Source organism: Cellvibrio japonicus Ueda107 (assembly GCF_000019225.1).
GTDB classification, from domain to species: Bacteria; Pseudomonadota; Gammaproteobacteria; order Pseudomonadales; family Cellvibrionaceae; genus Cellvibrio; species Cellvibrio japonicus.
Genome location: NC_010995.1, coordinates 4,520,157 through 4,539,236 on the forward strand (window position 1 = coordinate 4,520,157; position 19,080 = coordinate 4,539,236).

Annotated in this window: 15 protein-coding genes and 1 riboswitch; of the genes, 4 read left to right on the forward strand and 11 right to left on the reverse strand. The window is 48.9% G+C overall.

Annotated features, from left to right (window positions below; translation table 11 throughout):
- Window positions 1-124 precede the first annotated feature (124 nt).
- Window positions 125-277, reverse strand: a riboswitch (cobalamin riboswitch).
- 142 nt (window positions 278-419) lie between these two features.
- From CJA_RS18200 to CJA_RS18215, 4 genes are all read right to left on the reverse strand, one after another.
- Window positions 420-1,511, reverse strand: coding sequence for an NAD(P)/FAD-dependent oxidoreductase (locus tag CJA_RS18200; protein ID WP_012489347.1), 1,092 nt, complete (start codon window positions 1,509-1,511; stop codon window positions 420-422).
- 1 nt (window position 1,512) lies between these two features.
- A complete protein-coding gene (locus CJA_RS18205; RefSeq protein WP_012489348.1) occupies window positions 1,513-3,363 on the reverse strand; it encodes a LodA/GoxA family CTQ-dependent oxidase in 1,851 nt (616 codons plus the stop codon).
- Window positions 3,364-3,438: 75 nt separating this feature from the next.
- Window positions 3,439-4,959, reverse strand: a complete 1,521-nt coding sequence (locus CJA_RS18210; protein WP_012489349.1) for a hypothetical protein — start codon at window positions 4,957-4,959, stop codon at window positions 3,439-3,441.
- 3 nt (window positions 4,960-4,962) lie between these two features.
- Complete coding sequence (locus CJA_RS18215; protein ID WP_012489350.1) at window positions 4,963-6,705, reverse strand: hypothetical protein; 1,743 nt, start codon at window positions 6,703-6,705, stop codon at window positions 4,963-4,965.
- Window positions 6,706-7,111: 406 nt separating this feature from the next.
- Here CJA_RS18215 and tnpA point away from each other — a divergent pair, with 406 nt between their 5' ends.
- From tnpA to CJA_RS18235, 4 genes are all read left to right on the forward strand, one after another.
- Complete coding sequence (gene tnpA, locus CJA_RS18890; RefSeq protein ID WP_012485813.1) at window positions 7,112-7,426, forward strand: IS66 family insertion sequence element accessory protein TnpA; 315 nt, start codon at window positions 7,112-7,114, stop codon at window positions 7,424-7,426.
- Window positions 7,423-7,773 (forward strand): IS66 family insertion sequence element accessory protein TnpB, encoded by a 351-nt coding sequence (gene tnpB, locus CJA_RS18225; RefSeq protein WP_012486948.1) that lies wholly within the window; start codon window positions 7,423-7,425, stop codon window positions 7,771-7,773. Before tnpA ends, tnpB begins: the two co-directional genes overlap by 4 nt.
- Window positions 7,774-7,811: 38 nt before the next feature.
- Complete coding sequence (gene tnpC, locus CJA_RS18230) at window positions 7,812-9,395, forward strand: IS66 family transposase (protein ID WP_012486949.1); 1,584 nt, start codon at window positions 7,812-7,814, stop codon at window positions 9,393-9,395.
- A 131-nt stretch (window positions 9,396-9,526) separates the two neighbouring features.
- Window positions 9,527-10,996: a glycoside hydrolase 5 family protein gene (locus tag CJA_RS18235; protein WP_012489351.1), complete on the forward strand. Its 1,470-nt coding sequence runs from the start codon at window positions 9,527-9,529 to the stop codon at window positions 10,994-10,996.
- Window positions 10,997-11,418: 422 nt separating this feature from the next.
- Here the strand turns inward: CJA_RS18235 and CJA_RS18240 are convergent.
- The 7 genes from CJA_RS18240 to CJA_RS18280 form a co-directional block, all read right to left on the reverse strand.
- A protein-coding gene (locus tag CJA_RS18240) for an IS3-like element ISPa20 family transposase (RefSeq protein ID WP_085953148.1) occupies window positions 11,419-12,575 on the reverse strand; the annotation gives its coding sequence in 2 pieces (ribosomal slippage) (window positions 11,419-12,317 and window positions 12,317-12,575; 1,158 coding nt in all).
- Between the two features lie 918 nt (window positions 12,576-13,493).
- Window positions 13,494-14,036 carry a hypoxanthine-guanine phosphoribosyltransferase gene (locus CJA_RS18255; RefSeq protein WP_012489352.1) on the reverse strand — a complete coding sequence of 181 codons (543 nt, stop codon included), beginning with the start codon at window positions 14,034-14,036 and terminating at the stop codon, window positions 13,494-13,496.
- A gap of 342 nt (window positions 14,037-14,378) precedes the next feature.
- Entirely contained in the window at window positions 14,379-14,867 is a 489-nt protein-coding gene (locus CJA_RS18260; protein ID WP_012489353.1) for a DUF2938 family protein, read from the reverse strand.
- A gap of 21 nt (window positions 14,868-14,888) precedes the next feature.
- Entirely contained in the window at window positions 14,889-16,145 is a 1,257-nt protein-coding gene (locus CJA_RS18265; protein ID WP_012489354.1) for an ATP-grasp domain-containing protein, read from the reverse strand.
- Window positions 16,132-16,911, reverse strand: coding sequence for a phosphorylase family protein (locus tag CJA_RS18270; RefSeq protein WP_012489355.1), 780 nt, complete (start codon window positions 16,909-16,911; stop codon window positions 16,132-16,134). Before CJA_RS18270 ends, CJA_RS18265 begins: the two co-directional genes overlap by 14 nt.
- 5 nt (window positions 16,912-16,916) lie before the next feature.
- A complete protein-coding gene (locus tag CJA_RS18275) occupies window positions 16,917-17,654 on the reverse strand; it encodes a hypothetical protein (RefSeq protein WP_012489356.1) in 738 nt (245 codons plus the stop codon).
- A 236-nt stretch (window positions 17,655-17,890) separates the two neighbouring features.
- Window positions 17,891-19,047 (reverse strand): IS3-like element ISPa20 family transposase gene (locus tag CJA_RS18280; RefSeq protein WP_085953148.1). Its coding sequence is split into 2 segments (ribosomal slippage): window positions 17,891-18,789 and window positions 18,789-19,047, totalling 1,158 coding nucleotides; the frame shifts between segments, so codons are not numbered across the junction.
- Between the last annotated feature and the right edge of the window lie 33 nt (window positions 19,048-19,080).

A 19,080-nucleotide genomic window follows, 5' to 3' on the forward strand; every position in this document is an offset into this window, starting at 1 on the left:
GTTCAACCCCTAAGTGAATGTACGCTTGGGATCGAGGGAGGAAATAGCAAGGCGGCGCCCACAGAATGCAAAAAAGCAGATCCATGAATGCAGATCTATGCCAGATGGTAGCCCTCCGCTCCATCGCGATGACAGATGCAGGGCCGGTATCGGGCTCACAGACTCAGGGTCTGTTGACCGTTGCGGGGGCAGCGCCAATTAAGGACTTCCCGTTTAACCTGCTCAGCACAGACTCGTCATTGCTCTGGCAGCAGGCACCACACATCAAGCCGCGCAATCTACGTGCGGGGTTGGGCTTTGTCAAATCAGGCGCCGTGGCGATTACAGGCAATCGGTATCCATCCGGACGCGGTGTTTGGTATGAATTGAAGTAAGCGCTTCAAGTGACCTCAGGGCCAACGACAAGGGCCCGAGACCGGCTATCCCCGTCGCGCCGCCCAGAATGGCGCTTGCGCAAAACGCTCCGGCCCCCGGTATGTCAGGCGCCGTTTGGCCAGGTAGTGGGAGGCCACAGCGAGGAGTTCTTGCTGGAAGGCCGCCAGGGCATCTGCACGGTACCAGCAACCGGCATGGATGGCCGCCGCCGCGCTTTCAGCCGAGGCCAGGGCGTGGAACAGGCCTTGGGATGAGATAGGGTCGAAGGTGATGGCTGCATCGCCGATAGCGAGGAAACCCGGGCCGGCAGCATCCAGGTTGGCGAGGTCCAGCACCGCCGTTCCCGCCGGGCGCACATGCACATCGGCCGCTTTCCGCTGGGTTAATACCTCCGCCAGGAGCGGGTGTCGGCGCGCCCGCGCCAGAAAGGTGTCCGGTTGCTGCAAGGCCTGCCGCCCGCGGTGTTTGGCATCCAGGTGATAGGCCAGCACGCGGTAGCCATTGGCCAGCCTGACGCAATACCACCAGCCATCCTGGTCGGCCAGGATACGCATCGTTGTGTCTTCATCCGCTGCGTGCCCCGGCAGGAAACTGTGCAGGCACAACTGTGCATCCTGCTTGCTGTGGGACAACCCCAGGCGGCGCGCCAGGTATGCCGCGCGGCCACTGGCATCGACAATCACCGGCGCCAGGTGCCGAACCTGGCTGCCTTCCGGCACCAGCGTCCAGTACGCGGATTGCCGCGCCACCTGGAAATCCGCGCAGCCGTAATCAATGCTGGCGCCGCAGCGACGGGCGGCGTACAGCAGGAGCTGCTCAAATCCGCGCCGGTCAAGCAGCCAGCCAGGGCCGGCAGGGTCGCGCAGGCTATCGCGCCAGACCGGTTCATCCCGGTCCCAGATGGCGATGGTGGCGCCCCGCTCCAGGTGGTTTCCGGACTGGAACGCCTCCCATATCCCCAGGCGCTGCAATAGCACCCCGGCCGCACCCGGCAGCGACTCGCCAATGCGCAACCCATCGGCCGCCTGCGCCTGGCGCTCCAGCAGTAACACCCGCTTTGGCGCCAGGCGGGTAGCCAGGGCCAGCCCCGCCGGGCCGGCGCCCAGGATGATCACATCCCACTCACGCGCTTGCATATCAGGGCTTGCGCTGCATGAACAGCGCGCGCTGGGCTTTGCGCGCCAGGGCCTGTTCGGTCGCATCCTGCTCCTTGCCGCCCCGGTCTTCCACTTGCATGAGCGGCGGGAAATCCGGGTCGTTTTCGATGCCGGGCCGAACCTCCACAATTCCCATCTCGGGAAAGCGGTGGATCATATTGGCCAGTTGCTGGTCGTGGGGCCCCAGGGTGCGGTTCCAATCCGAGCGCTTGTTAAAGGCGGCCAGGCGCTGGCTGCGCTCAAGCGAGGTATCCATCACCTGCGCATAACTCTCCTCGCTCAGCACCTGGTTGGGTACCCGCGCCGGCCAGAAGGTGGGCAGGTAAGGATCGTATTGCGCGTCGTAACCGGAGCGGCAACTGGCGGTATCCGTCTGCCAGGGCACCGCCATCCAGCGGGTGATAGCGCCGGGGAACTGGGCGTAGAGCGGACCGTTGTAGGACAGGGCCTCAGCCGGGGTCAGGGTGGTGCCATAGTCAGGTTCCGGATCATCGGCCGGGCGATGGCGCCAGCGGTAGGGCTCCATGTACATGGTGGCATGGCGCACGGGCCAGGTCATTTCACAACCGGGGTGGAAGGCATCGGCCAGGCAAAACTCCAGCGCCGCCTTATCCAGGCTCGCGGGCTGCTCTTCCAGCGGAACCTCATCGAGTGAACCGGGGGGCACATAGGCGGGATCGTAATCGGCGACAAACTGCCCCTTGGCCCAATAGTCCAACAGCGCCAGTTGGGTATTGGTCAGGTAATTCATCGCATTGGTCACCGCCGGCATGGGGATGTCCATGGCATCACCGTAGACCCAGGGCCAGGGTTTCATGGACACATCCCCTGCAGCCGGGTTGCGAAATGCATTGGCTAGCGTCCGACGCAACTCGGCATAGGTGTCACCGGCCATGGACAGCTTGTGTAAATACTCGGGTGCCAGGAAATGCTGGGGCATGCCATAACCGAACCCGGCGGCAAATCCGGCATTCATCCACTGCAAATCGCACATGGCCTTGAGGATGGGGTAGATATCATCGCGGAATGACGGGCAGGTAGGGGCTGGCAACTGGCCCGCGGTAATGGCCAGATCGGTCATCAGGGCATACATGGTGCGCACGGACTTTTGCTGGGGCCCGTAATTGGGCGGTGCCACCACGATCCACGCGGGAGCCACCTCCAGTGGCTGGCCATCCAGGATGACCCGGGCGGTGACGGGACCATCGCTGGTGTCATCGTACCAGCCATCATTGTTAGCAAAGGTGGTCGGCGGCTTGTTATCGATAGAGGCCGATTTACCCAGGCCGCCAAATACCCGCAGGCGCCCCTTGGCATCGGTGCGCAGCTCACCCAGGGGTACCTCGGTATCCATAAATGTCCCGCCGCTGAAATGGTAGTCGGGCCCCTGGGCAGCGGGTGTTGCAATAGTCCTGGCACCGGGGGTGATGGACAAGCGCTGGCGCTCGACCTTGACGTTCGCATTGCGCCTTGTTGATGGCGTGGCCGTCGCCGCTTCGGGAATATCCAGCGCCAGTTCAAAGTTGTACCAGCCGGCCTTGTGATTGGCGACCTCAACTGTCCATTCGATATGGGTGGCACTATCCATCACCAGCTCACGCACCACCTGCCCCCTGGCGTTGTAACCATAGAGGCGGAACTCCGCCACTTCGCGTTTAAGTGCACCGGTGGAATCGCGATAAAAACCCGGCGGCTGAGGATAGGGATCGGGCACCTGCGGGCCGATATAAAAACCTTCTTCTTTCTTGGAATTCCCTACCCGGGCAATACCAATTGCAGGGTGGATCTTGGCGTACACAATATGGTTATCTGTTTGTTCTGTTGCAGTCATTGGTGTCTTTCCTTTTGTACCAGCGATAAAGAAAAAACGGATTCCCGTAGTTGTATTACAGGAATCCGTCATGGCCTATTTGGCAGCGGGTGACGTCGCAAAACTAAAAATAAAACTGTAATCCGTTGCGTAAGCCTTACCGCCCAGCTGTGCCCTGGCATCGCGCGCGACACTGGCATAGGCATGGCAGGACAAACAGTTAAAACCCTGTGCGTAGGTTTCCAGCATGGTATTGGCAACCGGCACGGTATTGAGCGATGGCGTTTCACCGCTGATCGATAAGGGCGTCAGCGGCGGATTGCCCGGTGGTGCATTGTCATTCACCGCCGCCGATGACCAGAGCACATTCACCAGCTGGTAATGGGTATACACCGAATCGGCATTGCTGCTGGCAATCAGTTGTTGTACTGCGCGGTTGAGCGAGGCCACGTGGTTATCGGTGGAATCCTTGATCGCAAAATCGCGGCTCACCTGGATGGGATAGGCCGGACAGTTGCCGCTAGTATCCAGATAATACGCGGGCGATACATTCACGTGGCAGGAGGTTTGGGTAACCGATGTGCCATTTTCAACCTTGGCCTTGCAACCCGCCGGCACCGGTTTGACCGTGCAGCTGTTGCTATAGAAGGTGTAATCGCCATCCACCGTGCCATCACTTTTAATACTGGCAGTATCCGGCGCATTGTCCTTGTGCTCAAACGTGGCCCAGATCCACTGCGGTTGCGATGCGGTCTTGCGGATAATGTGCATGCCCACTAACGCAATCGTGCTCGCGTGGCAATCCTTGGAAACCGGATCGTAAATCACACTGGTACTGAGCTTGTAATTTTTCCACTTGGGATTTTGTGGATCGCTCACGCTCAGCCAGGCCGCTTTAATCTCCAACCCACCCAGCACCTTGTCGTGGCCCAGGGGCATGGCAATATTCTTGTTCTGCTGGATATGGGCAGCCTGGGTATTGGCGTTATACAAACCATTATTATTGATGTAATCGTACTCGTCCTTGCCAATCAGGATTTCGTAATACACCAGGTTGCCACTCTTATCCGCCAGCCAATTGGGATTGTTGCCGGGAAATGCCTGCGAGGCCTCCTTACTCATATTAAAACTGCCCGGCATGCGGCTCGCCTGCATAACGCGCAAGCCCAGTGTCTGGGATATTTTTTGACAGCTGGATGGCACATCGGGCGTATGTCCCCAGGGCAGGGGTGGTTGGGCGTTTGCACGAAATACACTCTTGCTATTGGCATAGGTTTCCCACACCGAGGTTTGGTGCAAACCCGGCTCACCAAACACAGACGCAGACGCCGTCTTATCCGGCTCACCCGGATGGCTGGCATCGACCGGCCAGTTCAGGCCAATAAACGTTTGCCAGGCAAAACAATTCACACCATCTTGCGAAGTGATGGGTGTATCCCCCGGTGTGTTGTAATTAACCGCCGGTTTATTCAGGCAGGGAAAGCTGATTGGCGCACTGCTGCTGGACACCGTGCTCACGGCGGGAGCGTCAACCGCTGCGGATGACTCCTGTACCGGTTGCTGGCAGGCAGCCACCAGCAAACCGGTGGTAACCCCTATCAGTAATGTATGCTTCATGGATTAGTTTCCTTTTGCAGTCACAAACAACACACCCGGCAACGGCAAGGGCATATCACATGCGGGGTTGCGCACCGTCACACCTTTAAAGCCGGGACTTACCCCCGGCGCGACACTGATGCTGATAATGTAATTAAACAGTCCATCACCACCGGCGCTTTTTCCCGCCGGTGTCCCATCAGCAGTCTCTATGGCCGTTACTGTCACACTGATGCCCGGCTCGCTATTGCCCTGTGCATCCCAGAATGCAATTTGCGCCTCCTGGAAATTGTCATTGGCGTAACTGACCTGCAAAGCCATATTGGTGAGTGTTTGACCCTGGGCAATTTGTACCGGCAATTGCACAAACGGGGGAAAGGGGTTCACTGCCTGCATGGCCAGCAATACCGGGTTTGCCAACAGCATGCTCACCTGGCCGTTGGTATTACCGGTTTTATCAGTCACCGGTGGTAAAAATGCTTGCGAAGGTTCACCTGTAGCGGGGGCAATCGCTGTTCCCGCCAGGCATACATGGAATGTTTCTGCAATTTGACCCGCATAGAGAATCGGCACAGGCACCTGGGAACTGCCGGGCACGGCGTTGCCAATCAAAATATCACTGACGGTATAACCCAGTTCTTCCGGTACTGAAAATTCCGCATGCAATATCTGGTCGTAAGTCGTACCTGCCTGTTGGGCGGTGCGACCGCGAATGACCTTATAGAATTGGCCGGCATCCTTACCATCGGGTGTCTTATAGCTGCTGAAATCCGGGCGCTGCAAATACAAACCCACCGGGTTGGTTAAGGTGATTTTCACACCCAGGTTTTTCACCAACTGGTTTGCCTGCAAACCGATATGCGGATCACTGTTGCGATAAGCGCGTCCATAGGCACCGGCGCATACCATACGCTGCATGTTGTACTGGTCCGGCGGCAAATCGCGCAACAGGGTTGCCTGTGCCGCCAACATAATTTCCGCACCGATGGTGTTCGGTGGGCTGGTGAGATGCACAGCACCGCCATAGGTTTCTGTCGCCACCGTACCGGAATTCCATTTATTCAAGGGGTTATAGGCAGGGCGCCCTGTTGTCGGATCGATAACAAATCCCTTGCCATCGGCTGATGGCAATTGCAAATCCTCCAGCACCACATTCGGGCTCACCAATTGCTGGTAAAGCGCCAATACTTTTTCCGGTGAAACCTGCCACAGGGTAAACCAGTACTCCGGATTCTCGCAGGTAAACGCAATCTTGGTAATTTTTCCATCGGCATTGCGCGTCACGGACCACTCACAATATTCATCCAACCAACCGCGCGGCCCTTTAGGATCGTACTGTACCCACTCAGCAATCGACTGCTGCCAATTCAAATTAGGGCAGCGCTTGCTGGGAATAATAAACGGCAAACCTGTGGGAAACGCCTTCGATTGCGGAACATTGCCAAAATCCGCCAGCGCAAAAACCTGCGCATTCGCCATTTGATAAGGACTTTTTTCAGCCGCCGAAAAATAAATTTTCAAGCGGTTGGGAAAAGCCGTCCAAAAAATAGGTTCAACCGGATTAGCTGCGGTAATATCCGCCTGTTTGGGATTCACATACCAATCGCAGGGAGCCTGGTAATCCACAGTCCAGGGATTGCTAACCAGGGCAGCCTGGGTATACGCATCAATTGCCAAATCCCAATTTTGGTTGAGTTGCTGCTGCAGGGAGGGGTTGTCGCTGAAATCCTGAATTAATGCAGGAGTGGAAAATGTAAACGCTGACATATAAAAATTCCTTGTACATCGACATGTATTGGATAAGTGATGATCCATAGAAAAGCGCAGCCAAGATGCGCAATCGCTGTATTAACCCGGCATCATCCCTAGGCCAAGTTAACAGTAAAGCACCCCACCCCGAGTATTCCACCTGGAAATATTACAAAGGATTACAGGGATTGTTTTTTAAACAGCGGATTATGTTGATTGTGGCGGCAATACTAAAACTATTGTCAGTGAGTTTATCGAAGTAATTAGAACCATCGGTACGCGCAATAATACTGTACCTCGCTTGTATGCATGCAGATAGTTACGGTATTGCGTCTATAATTACCGTAAGCGCCTAACTAACCCCATCTATCGAGTTAATTGTTTTTTTACTAAGGTACTTTTCCTAAATTCACCAGGAGGCCTTATGAAAAAACGTAACGAAGAACAATGGCGAGCACTGTTTGCGCAGCACGACGCCAGCGGTGTATCAGCAGCCGTTTTTTGTAAGCAGAACGAGCTGTGCCCCAAATACTTCAGCTTGCGCCGCAAACAATTGGCAAAGATGGCCAGTAAAGAGGAAGCCGGTTTTGTTCGTGTAAAAGTAAAGCCCAAAATACCGCACGAAGCTTCTGGTGTGAAGGCTGCATCACTGACCATTCGCCATCATGTAGGCCAGCTTGAATTTGGCACACTACCGCCACCTCAGTGGCTGGCCCAATTGCTCAGGGCGTTGGCATGATCCAGTGGGATGATGTGCCGGTATACGTACACCGGCAACCGGTGGATTTTCGCAAATCCATTAATGGGTTGAGTGTCTTGGTGCAGGAGTCCATGGCACTGGAGGTATTTTCCCGATCCGTGTTTGTGTTTGGCAATCGCACCCGCAATAAAATAAAAATCCTCTACTGGGATAAAACCGGGTTTTGTCTGTGGTACAAGCGGCTGGAAAAAGACAAATTCAAATGGCCACGCCGGGGCGATGACGTGTTATCCCTCACCAATGAACAGTTCGATTGGTTATTACGTGGATTGGATATCGAAAAGCTACAACCGCATACTGAAAAATATTTCTTTTCTGTCAGTTAATGCTATCAACCTGTGCATGGGTTTTATAAAATATACCCATGAAAAATATTTCTGACCTTGTGCAAGAAAATATCGAACTGCAAAAAATAGTTGCGAATAAAGACGACATTATTTCATTGCATGAGAGATCCCTTCAAGAAAAAGAACAATCCCTTCACGCCAAAGAAAAGCGCATTCGCCTCCTTGAGGAATACATCCTCTCGCTTCAGCAAAAACAATTTGGCAGTTCCAGTGAAAAGCAGGAAGTGCTTCAAGCGGAGCTGGTCTTTACCGAAGCGGAGGATACCGCGGAAGCCGAAGCCCCTGAACAAGTGGATGCCTTTGCCGATGACACGGTTGTTGTAGCGGAGCATAAACGCAAGAAGAAACGTGCATCCATTCCCAAAGAGCTACATCGTATCGAGATTACCCACGATCTGCCTGAGGATCAAAAATGCTGTCCGCACGATGGATCGTTATTAAAACCCATCGGTTTTGAATCCCACGAACAATTAGACATTATCCCCGCCAGTGTTCGGGTGTTACATCACAAACGATTGAAATACGCCTGCCCCTGTTGCGAAAACTATCTTGTGACCGCAAAGAAACCCGCACAACCGATTGAAAAAAGTATCGCCTCACCCGGGCTGTTGGCCCATATTGCCACGCAAAAATATGTAGATGCCATGCCGCTGTATCGCCAGACGGACATTTTCAAACGTATTGGTGTGGAGATGGATCGCACTACACTCGCCAACTGGATGATCCGTTGTGGAAACCTGGTGCAGCCATTAATTAACTTGCTGCACGAAAGAATGTTGGAACAAACGATTCTTCATGCGGATGAAACGCGTGTGCAGGTGTTGAATGAAACCGGTCGTGCGGCTGAAACACAGAGTTTTATGTGGGTATTGCGCAGTACGCAACCCACGTGTGCAGCAGTGCTTTATCGCTACGAACCGACACGCAGTGGAAAAGTAATCACGGAATTGCTACGTGATTTTAATGGCGCACTCATGACCGATGGCTATGCAGCTTACAACGCACCTTGTGAAAAAAAGGGTATTACCCATTTAGCCTGTTGGGCACATGCGCGTCGCAAGTTTATCGAGGCACAAAAAATCCAGGCGAAGGGAAAAACCGGTAAAGCAGATCAAGCGATTGCGTTTATCCAGCAGCTCTATGGAATAGAAAAGGCGATTAAGGACAAAACGCCGGAAGAAAAATATCAACTGAGACAAACACAATCGCTGCCGGTGTTACAAAAAATAAAAGTCTGGTTGGATAAAGGCTTGGCACATTCACCGCCACAATCGTTGATTGGAAAGGCATTGCATTATTTGCATGAACAATGGCCGAAGCTGGTTCGCTATGTGGAATCGGGGGATTATCCGATTGATAACAATGCAGCGGAGAATGCAATCCGCCCGTTTGTGATTGGGCGAAAAAACTGGCTATTCTCCACAAGTCCCAAAGGGGCCACGGCGAGTGCAAATTTATACAGTGTGATTGAAACCGCCAAGGCCAATGGGCTGGAGCCTTATGGGTATTTAAAAACAATCTTCACTGAATTACCCAATGCGACAAGCCTCGAACAGATCGAGGCATTATTACCGTGGAATTACAAGGATGGGGTTAGTTAGGCGTTTACCATATAAAATGTATACGGTTACATATGGTATTGTTAAAATGGCGTATCAGATATATGACTCGGTTCGCAAATTTGAGCTATTTCGGGTTAATTGATCCATAACCACAAAACACAGGAATAAAAATGAAGAAGCTATTTTTCTTTTTGCTTTGTTTAGGAGTAGGAATGTCTTGTCATGCGCATGAAAATTTCATTACCCGACAAGACCATCAATTATTTGATGGTAAAAAATTATTTCGTTTTGCAGGAATTCAATTTCCAGAACTCCATAGAATTGAAGACGACAGCAAGGGTGTTTGTCATTTGGATCCGCGCGGCTGGGGGCAATTTTTTAAATGGCCGACAGCAGATGAACAAGAAAACTGGATTAAATCTTTGGTGCATACAGGGCACAAAGCTATGCGGGTTTATGTGCTTTCTATAGAGCAAGAGTTTGATCATGCTTGTAACCGACAAACGCATATTATGAAACCTGCTACTCCAAATGCTATGCCCAGATTAAATCCTATAGCGATGGAACACTATGATCGAATGATTGCCTTAAGTGACAAATATGGATTACGTTTAATACTCCCCATTGTTGACCACTGGCCTTGGTGGGGAGGACGTGAGCAATTAGCAGCTTTCTATGGCGAAAAACCAGAAGATTTTTATAATACAAACAGTAAAACATTTAAGGCTTATTTGAATATTATTGAGCAGTTATTGACGCGTAAAAATACGATAACAGGAAGAGAATATCGAGATGAAAAAGCAATCATGGCCTGGGAAACTGGTAATGAACTGCAAGATACAACAGCAGATTTTCTTCGCATTACGGCTGCACATATCAAAAATCTGGATAAAAATCACCTGGTTGTAGATGGCACTTATAAAAAAATTAATGAGTTTGCCTTAAACGATCCCAACGTGGATATCATCTCCAATCATTATTATGAAAATGCAGGCAATTTATCCCCATCTACGGTCACTGATGATTTAACCGCTATTAAAGGTAAGAAAGCTTACTTGATAGGAGAGTTTGGTCTGTTATCATCGCAGCAATTAGAAGAAATTATGAATGCTGCTGTTGATACCAAAATTAATGGCGCTAGTGCAGTTGGAGCATTTATTTGGGGCGGCAGAGGCCGTAGGCACAACGGTGGTTTTTACTGGCATCTCGAACCTGCCAATAATAAAACATACAGTTATCATCTACCTGGTTTTGCAGATGGAGATGCGAATGAAGAGATTACTGTGGTGAATATGGTGCGGCACGCTATTGCGAGAATGGATGGTGAAAAAGCTATGCGCCCACTTCCTATTCCTGAAGCACCATTATTGCGTACCATATTTTCGGAAAAAAATATCCAATGGCTGGGCTCTTCCACAGGCAGGCATTACACTGTCGAAAGGGCTGAAAATCCCAAAGGCCCCTGGAAAGTCATTGGAAAAAATATTTCTGATGGGAAAAATAAATTTAATCCTGATAGCGACAGCCTTTTTTCAGACAGTAGCAAATTTGAAGCGGGTAAAGAATATTTTTACCGTGTAACTGCTGTTAATGAAACTGGTGTATCGCACGCATCCAACATCCAATCCTTTAAGCGCTAGATAAAAATAAGAGCTGTTTACCTAGATGTGTCGGTGTAAAATAATTAGTGATACTTTTAGAAAGCTAAGCTATTGATTTGTATAGCTGACTACTTTTGTGCTTTAAAATAAATAGTGATACTAATTTTATTGATCGTTATTAAACAAAAATAATCATTAAAATAATTGGCGATACTATTTAATCTAATGCAGACATCCCACTATTTACTAACCGAACTGCGGTACCTCCCTCAAACTCACCTTTTCCAACCGTAAAGCCTCAAAATATCGGCTTTTAACCAGACTGGCCGAAACAGACTGTAGGACTATGCCCCAAAGCAAACGAGCCACCATTTTTTCATTGTAGGCACAATGCCTAAATTCTCTCCTTCAAATGAGTATATCAAAAAAAGTGATCTTGCCCAGCAACCGTGGACACAGTTTCAAGCACTCATCCGGGCCTCGTAGGCTTGCGGGCTGATGTGCCCCAGCGTGCTATGTCGCCGCTGGCGGTTATAGTCGGTTTCGATGTATTCAAACACGGTTTCACGCATCTGGGCGCGGCTCATGAAGCGCTCGCCATGGATGCATTCGACCTTCAGGCTGTGGAAGAAGCTCTCTGCACACGCATTGTCGTAGCAGTTGCCTTTCGCGCTCATACTGCATCGCAGCTGATGAGCGCGGATTAGACCCTGATAAGCCGTTGAGCAGTACTGACTGCCGCGGTCGCTGTGTACGATCACTCCCTTTGGCTGCTTTCGCCGCCACAGCGCCATGTGCAGAGCATCGCAGGCCAGGTCAGCCGTCATGCGTTCGCTCATGGCCCAGCCGACCACCATGCGCGAGTACAGATCAATGATTACGGCGAGATACAGCCAGCCCTCGTCCGTGTGCAGGTAGGTGATGTCGCCCACCCATTTCTGATTGGGTGCTGATGCTGTGAAGTCTTGCTTGAGCAGGTTCTCTGCCACCGGGAGCGAGTGTCGGGAGTTAGTTGTGGCCTTGAACTTCTTGGCCGCCTTGGCGCGTAAGCCTTGTCGCTGCATCGAGGCTGCAACCGTCTTGCGATTACAGCGCAGCCCGGCTTCCCACAGGTCATGGCACAGCCGCGGGGCGCCACTGCGGCCCTTACGGGCGTTATACGCTTGCGCGACCCGCTGATCCAGCTCGGCCCGTTGCTGGTGGCGCGTGGATGGCTCGCGTGAGCACCAGGCGTAGAAACCACTGCGGGCGACACCCAGAACACGGCACATGGCTTTCACCGAAAACGCTGGGGCATGTGTCCTCATGAAGGCGTACTTCACTTGAGGCTCTTCGCAAAGTACGCCGCGGCCTTTTTTACGATGGCCAGTTCTTCGGCTTGCTCGGCCAGGAGCCGCTTGAGGCGGGCGTTTTCGTCGGCCAGTGACTGTTCGCGCTCACTGCTGCTCAGGGTCTGCTGCTGCTTACTGCGCCATCCATAGAGCTGAGACGCATGAAGACCAAGCTGTTCGGCCGCTTTACTAACGCCAATTCGCTCGGCCAGCGCTAACGCTTCATTCTTGAAGGCTTGGGAGTGACGGGTACGGTTCTGTTTCATCGGGGTAGCGGTTCTTGCCATGGTTCACCTCGTTGCAGTTTATCGCTTAACGGGGTGTCCACTCGTGCTGGGCAAGATCAAAGGACCCGACCCATTAAATGCAAACGTTAACCAAAGGTTAAAGACGCCCCCCCCTTGACCACGCCTTGACCACGCCTTGAACAAGGCTTAATTGAAATAACTTAAAGAGTATGGATACATATCTTCTAAGCGATGGCTGACAATCAACGCTACCTTATCTCCATGCCTATCTGGATTGAATCCCTAATAAAAATGGCACCAAAAAGATGTCTTTAGGGTATCCAGAATCACTTCCGAGGTTATGTCGGTTAATAGGCCCACCTCGACATTTTTTGAGTAAGGTTCGTAATTGACAGGTTAGTCGCAAAAACCTAACATAAATCTGTTGCCCAAGAGGCCTTATTGCTTCCCCCCTTTCCCTTGAGGACTTGAAAGCCCAGCGTAAATCTGGGCTTTTCCGTTTCAGCTACGCCTCCCAGCTTTCCGGTCTAACATGGAAAGCGTATTAAGGACACTTGATCTTCGATGGGTATTGAAAGGCGTCGTTCGGGTATGCCACGCGCCAGTCTGCCCATATCAATTGTTGGTTTAGATTTGATTAATTAGTATACTGGCCGCGTTGGTGCGGACCGGAACCCGAAAGGGGGCATCAATGTCGGGTTGTAAAACCCCCTAGCCAGTGAGCAGGATATTCGGAGGCATCCGATAAAGAGTAGGCCGGACTTTTTTCTTTGACTATCGAATTCGGGGCTTTGCCTACAATGAAAGATGGTCGTCCGCTTGGTTTGGAGCATAGTCCCGCAGGCGGCTCCGACCAGCCTATTAAAGAAGGTCGACATTTGTCGACTTTTCATTTTGGTGGGCAGCAGTTTTGGCTCCTGCATGTGTGCGCTTATCTTGAACCACGTTTGTTTCATTCTAGTTCGGCGTAGCATACAAGTTAGGTAGATTCCTTCCGTACCCGTCGCGGTCAATGCCGAAACCGAATACGAACCTCATATCATCCAAATTTATTCCGACAAAATCTGGAGTAATTTCTTTATTTTCGCGCATCGCTCTATTGATCAAAACAGCTGTGTACACTTCATTTGCGCCTCGTTCTAGGCAGTAGTTTTTTATTTCATTTAATGTTTTACCCTCATCGCAAATATCATCAACAATAAGAACGGATTTTCCGTTGAGAGATTCATGACACTCAGAAATCCAATTCAGTTTGCTCCCCTTAGTTGAATCTCCATATCGAGAAGCGTGAACATAGTCAAGATTAATGTTTACTTTGAGAAGCGGCAATAGATGACCACAAAAGACTAGCGCTCCCTTCATAACACATATAACTATAATTTTCTGATTCTTTAACGTGCTATTTATTTGAGCTGCAATATGGGATATAGAACTCATGATTTCTTTGTTATCAAAAAGTTGTTTAGATGTAAAACTATGATCTTGAATTTCACTATTCATATAGAGATCCCCTCCAATATCGTTTAAATTTGCCCGAGTAAAAAATTTTCCCCACTTACGACAAGTCTCCAACTCATTAGATGCTCACCATTTTGGAACAGCTATGTCAAACTCACAGAGCAATTAATCAATTGGGTTGAAAACAATTCTGTCAGTTAAACATCAAAAAAATTGCTAGAGAACCGCTGCTCTGTGATTATAGCTTGGGGAATTAGAATGGCGGATAAGCGTTCCCTGCACTGGGCAGACGACTTCGACCTATTACGACTCACTTTAATCTTTAAGTGAAGCTCCTACATGTATTGGTAAGCATATAAACTAAAAGCCGATTTACCAGCGCGATTAATATACTATCCACGAACTTCCAATTACATAAACAACATATAAAAATTGACCGAAAGTAAGATGTGCCAAAATACTCATAATTGGCGTTAATATTGGGCGCTTATGCTTCCTAGCGAAAAATCCATATCCCAAGGCAGGCTGCATAATAAGATAAGGAAAAACAAGGGTTGAGGCACCAAAAATGGTGGCATTGTTAAGGTTGGGTTCAATCCCAACATATGCCATGAAATTAAAATAAAAAACAGAAAAGATCACACCAATTAGATAGTGCATAAACCAGCCCATGAACAGCTCATATCGTTCTGGCGCTGAGCTGCCAATCGGGTTATGCAAAAATTGCAGATACTGCATTTTTATAAACCATCTGCCGATAAACCGCCATTCAGTTTTTGGAATTCTAATTGTATAGTGCAATAATAACCCCAAACAATCCAAGAGAAATGTTGCCGCAATTCCTATTAGGATGTATAAAAATTGATTTTCCATATTGCCACTCAGTTATAGAAATTAAATCAATGCTGAATTATAAATTCTGCTTTCCAGTTCTCGAAATAACTCATAATCCTCTTTCATTTTTTTAGGGTGCCCACGTAAATAAGCAAAGCCAGGACTTTTAAAAAGATCAATTGTTTTCTCCAATTTCATGCCTGCGCAAAGAGAAGATGTAAGTGAGAAAAAACTTTGAATTTGAGCAATTTCTTGAAAATCAGGATTTCTGCGCAATAGCCCGTCAGAGTGAGACATCAAATATATGTGCCGCATAATTTCTGGATTTGGATGTCTAGGTTTTCTTAATAATGCATCGAATTTTTCTGGAGAAAAGCATGCATCAATCGTAGCAAGAAACTGATTCGTTTCATAATGGCTCGCTATTGCAGCCATATCAACAGCACCTTCAAATCTCGCTCCGCATTCTATTAAAATAGGCCCGCTAGTTGTCATCATGATCTCGCAGTGTGCTGGGCCAAATTTAATGCCTAGCGCATGCAATGCTGATTCTGCATACGAAGTTAGTATTTTCCAAACGTCGGAATCTACGTTCACTGAGTCCGCATAAGAACAGACCGCATGTTGCTCAAAAAAACCCTTATTTATTTCCCAAATATCAGTAAAATATGGTTTACCATTTCTTGAAACTGAATTAACGATATATTCTTGACCAGACAAGAACCCTTGGGCAAGAACCTCATGATTTGGTTGGTTAAACAAATTTCCTGTACCAATAATTTGCTTATATGCATTTTCAACTTCTTTTTCGCTCTCACATATAAAAACATTTTGACCACCACCGCCCGAGCAAGGTTTTAATACACACTTTCCACTAATATTTGTCCCAATCCATTTTTGTAGTTCAATTAAACTGGAGCTGCAAAAATGGTTCATTGATGGAATATTTGCTTTTTTTAAGGACTCGTGCATTAGATATTTATTTCTTCGAGCAGCTGAAAGGGAGAAATTGTTATAAGAAATGCCCAAGTAATCTGCAATAATATCCGCTGTCTCCACTCCCGGTTCTGAACCCGCCATAACAAGTTGTATATTCTCTTTTTCTAATGAATTTAAGATGTTATTAATTCCCTGAGCGTCCACACAAAAACACTTAGAAAAATTAGTTTCAATGAAAGAATTTTGAAGTTTTTCAGGGAGATTTTTTGAGCTGCGAACATGTAAACACTCATAGCCAAGACCATTTAATACGCTCGAAAACCCAGCGCCAAGTGAATAACTATCCACTAACAATATCTTTGCTTTACTGATTTTCATTACATTTTCTCTCTAGGGAGCTGAAGGAATCCAATATAAATTCACTATTTGAAATTAAATCAATAGATTTAATAATTGAATCTGAAAGATTTGAAACTGCCATGTCGAAGTTGTTGACAAATTGATGCTCTGAAGTAACTTGGCTCAATAGAACATTCGTAATTGTTTTTATTGCAAAAAATGGCGTATGTGTTAAAAAACAGATCCAAGCTATAGCTGCGCACTCCATATCCTTGACTATAGAATTGCACTCTCTCATGGCGTCTAGGTCGCTTATGGTCAAAGCTAGCGAGCTACCAGACGATACTATTCCTTGCGTCGCTCCTATAGCAACGGCGAGCGCTGTAGTGTCAATAACGGGATAGCCACCAAGCGCTGACTCATTAAACCCCGGAAGCGGAACCCTTCTATCATGGAAAAAGCAATGCTCATTGCTAATGTAGGTTTTTCCAATCTCGGTAGAATCATCTGAAAGTAACCCTGCCGTACCGCAAGAGATCAACAGATCAGGTACAAGGTGCGCACAAGCCATGGTTGCTGCTAAAGTGGCAGGAACTGGACCAATAAGATCAACATTGTAAGCAGCATCCACTCCAATTATTATGCAAGAAATTGATAAATTATTATATTTACCACGATAAAGAATTAATGGCAGATTGTTGTCCCATAGAGGTGTAGCTCTTATTAATTTGAGTCTTTGGATAGTAGGCATCGCTTCATCTCGCATGGCAAAGATAATGCATAAATGCTTTAGTTTATTATTCATAACACTTACACCTTAAAATCGGGTGTAATGGATGAGGGCGCTTGAATGTAAATACCACGAAATATTTTCCCTTCGTCGTAAATTGTGACTTTACGAGAATTAACATTTAAAGACTCTAACAAAAAATTAAGTTCATATGCGATCGTATTTAGGTTCTCTTTAGATGAGAATCGAACGCCTTCATCAGTAAAATTACATTGTATCTCTGAGTAACCACTTTTTTTGTAGTAATCAGATCGTGCTCTGTGCGCACAAGCGTTAGTTTGATAAGTAGAAATAAAGATATCCGCATTTAAATTGCAGATAACGTTTTTTATTCTTTTAAAATCAGGAATATTACCGAAACAATTAAACGGAAAGTAAACCAGACAAGACTTATTGAGTAATTCAGGGACGGTATCAAAATTTAAATCATATGCTGAGAGTAGCTTAGCGTGACCATGTTTTTCAATTTTGCTTTCACGAATTGCAATATTTGCCTTTTCAATATACCGCTTAACAATATCAATCCCACAATAACTTATCTGGTGTGACTCGGCCAAATATATTGACCGGCCTTCCATGCATCCCACCTCAACCAGGCAGCTGTAGTTTCCATTGCCCAGAATTGAATTGACCATTTTATCTTCTAAAACAAGATAAGATTCAATGTCATTAGAAAAGTTGCTGGAATCAACCAGTGAGTCGCCAAAAGAATCATAAAATGTCGAGACTATTAAATCATTTTCAGATGCTGAATTCATGTTCCGTCCTAATTAATTTTCCTATTGCACTACGATTGGTGATCCTATCTAGTTATGCGTATTAACTCATTAATTAAAATCGCGTTATGTCGCATAATAAACATCTCCTAGTGAAATATTGCTAAAACCTTTCAGTAAAGACAAGTACTCGTCCATTGCTTCCATCAATAAATTGGCATCTTCAGAAAAGGAAAATAAAACAGTAATGATCTTGCCCAGCAACCGTGGACACAGTTTCAAGCACTCATCCGGGCCTCGTAGGCTTGCGGGCTGATGTGCCCCAGCGTGCTATGTCGCCGCTGGCGGTTATAGTCGGTTTCGATGTATTCAAACACGGTTTCACGCATCTGGGCGCGGCTCATGAAGCGCTCGCCATGGATGCATTCGACCTTCAGGCTGTGGAAGAAGCTCTCTGCACACGCATTGTCGTAGCAGTTGCCTTTCGCGCTCATACTGCATCGCAGCTGATGAGCGCGGATTAGACCCTGATAAGCCGTTGAGCAGTACTGACTGCCGCGGTCGCTGTGTACGATCACTCCCTTTGGCTGCTTTCGCCGCCACAGCGCCATGTGCAGAGCATCGCAGGCCAGGTCAGCCGTCATGCGTTCGCTCATGGCCCAGCCGACCACCATGCGCGAGTACAGATCAATGATTACGGCGAGATACAGCCAGCCCTCGTCCGTGTGCAGGTAGGTGATGTCGCCCACCCATTTCTGATTGGGTGCTGATGCTGTGAAGTCTTGCTTGAGCAGGTTCTCTGCCACCGGGAGCGAGTGTCGGGAGTTAGTTGTGGCCTTGAACTTCTTGGCCGCCTTGGCGCGTAAGCCTTGTCGCTGCATCGAGGCTGCAACCGTCTTGCGATTACAGCGCAGCCCGGCTTCCCACAGGTCATGGCACAGCCGCGGGGCGCCACTGCGGCCCTTACGGGCGTTATACGCTTGCGCGACCCGCTGATCCAGCTCGGCCCGTTGCTGGTGGCGCGTGGATGGCTCGCGTGAGCACCAGGCGTAGAAACCACTGCGGGCGACACCCAGAACACGGCACATGGCTTTCACCGAAAACGCTGGGGCATGTGTCCTCATGAAGGCGTACTTCACTTGAGGCTCTTCGCAAAGTACGCCGCGGCCTTTTTTACGATGGCCAGTTCTTCGGCTTGCTCGGCCAGGAGCCGCTTGAGGCGGGCGTTTTCGTCGGCCAGTGACTGTTCGCGCTCACTGCTGCTCAGGGTCTGCTGCTGCTTACTGCGCCATCCATAGAGCTGAGACGCATGAAGACCAAGCTGTTCGGCCGCTTTACTAACGCCAATTCGCTCGGCCAGCGCTAACGCTTCATTCTTGAAGGCTTGGGAGTGACGGGTACGGTTCTGTTTCATCGGGGTAGCGGTTCTTGCCATGGTTCACCTCGTTGCAGTTTATCGCTTAACGGG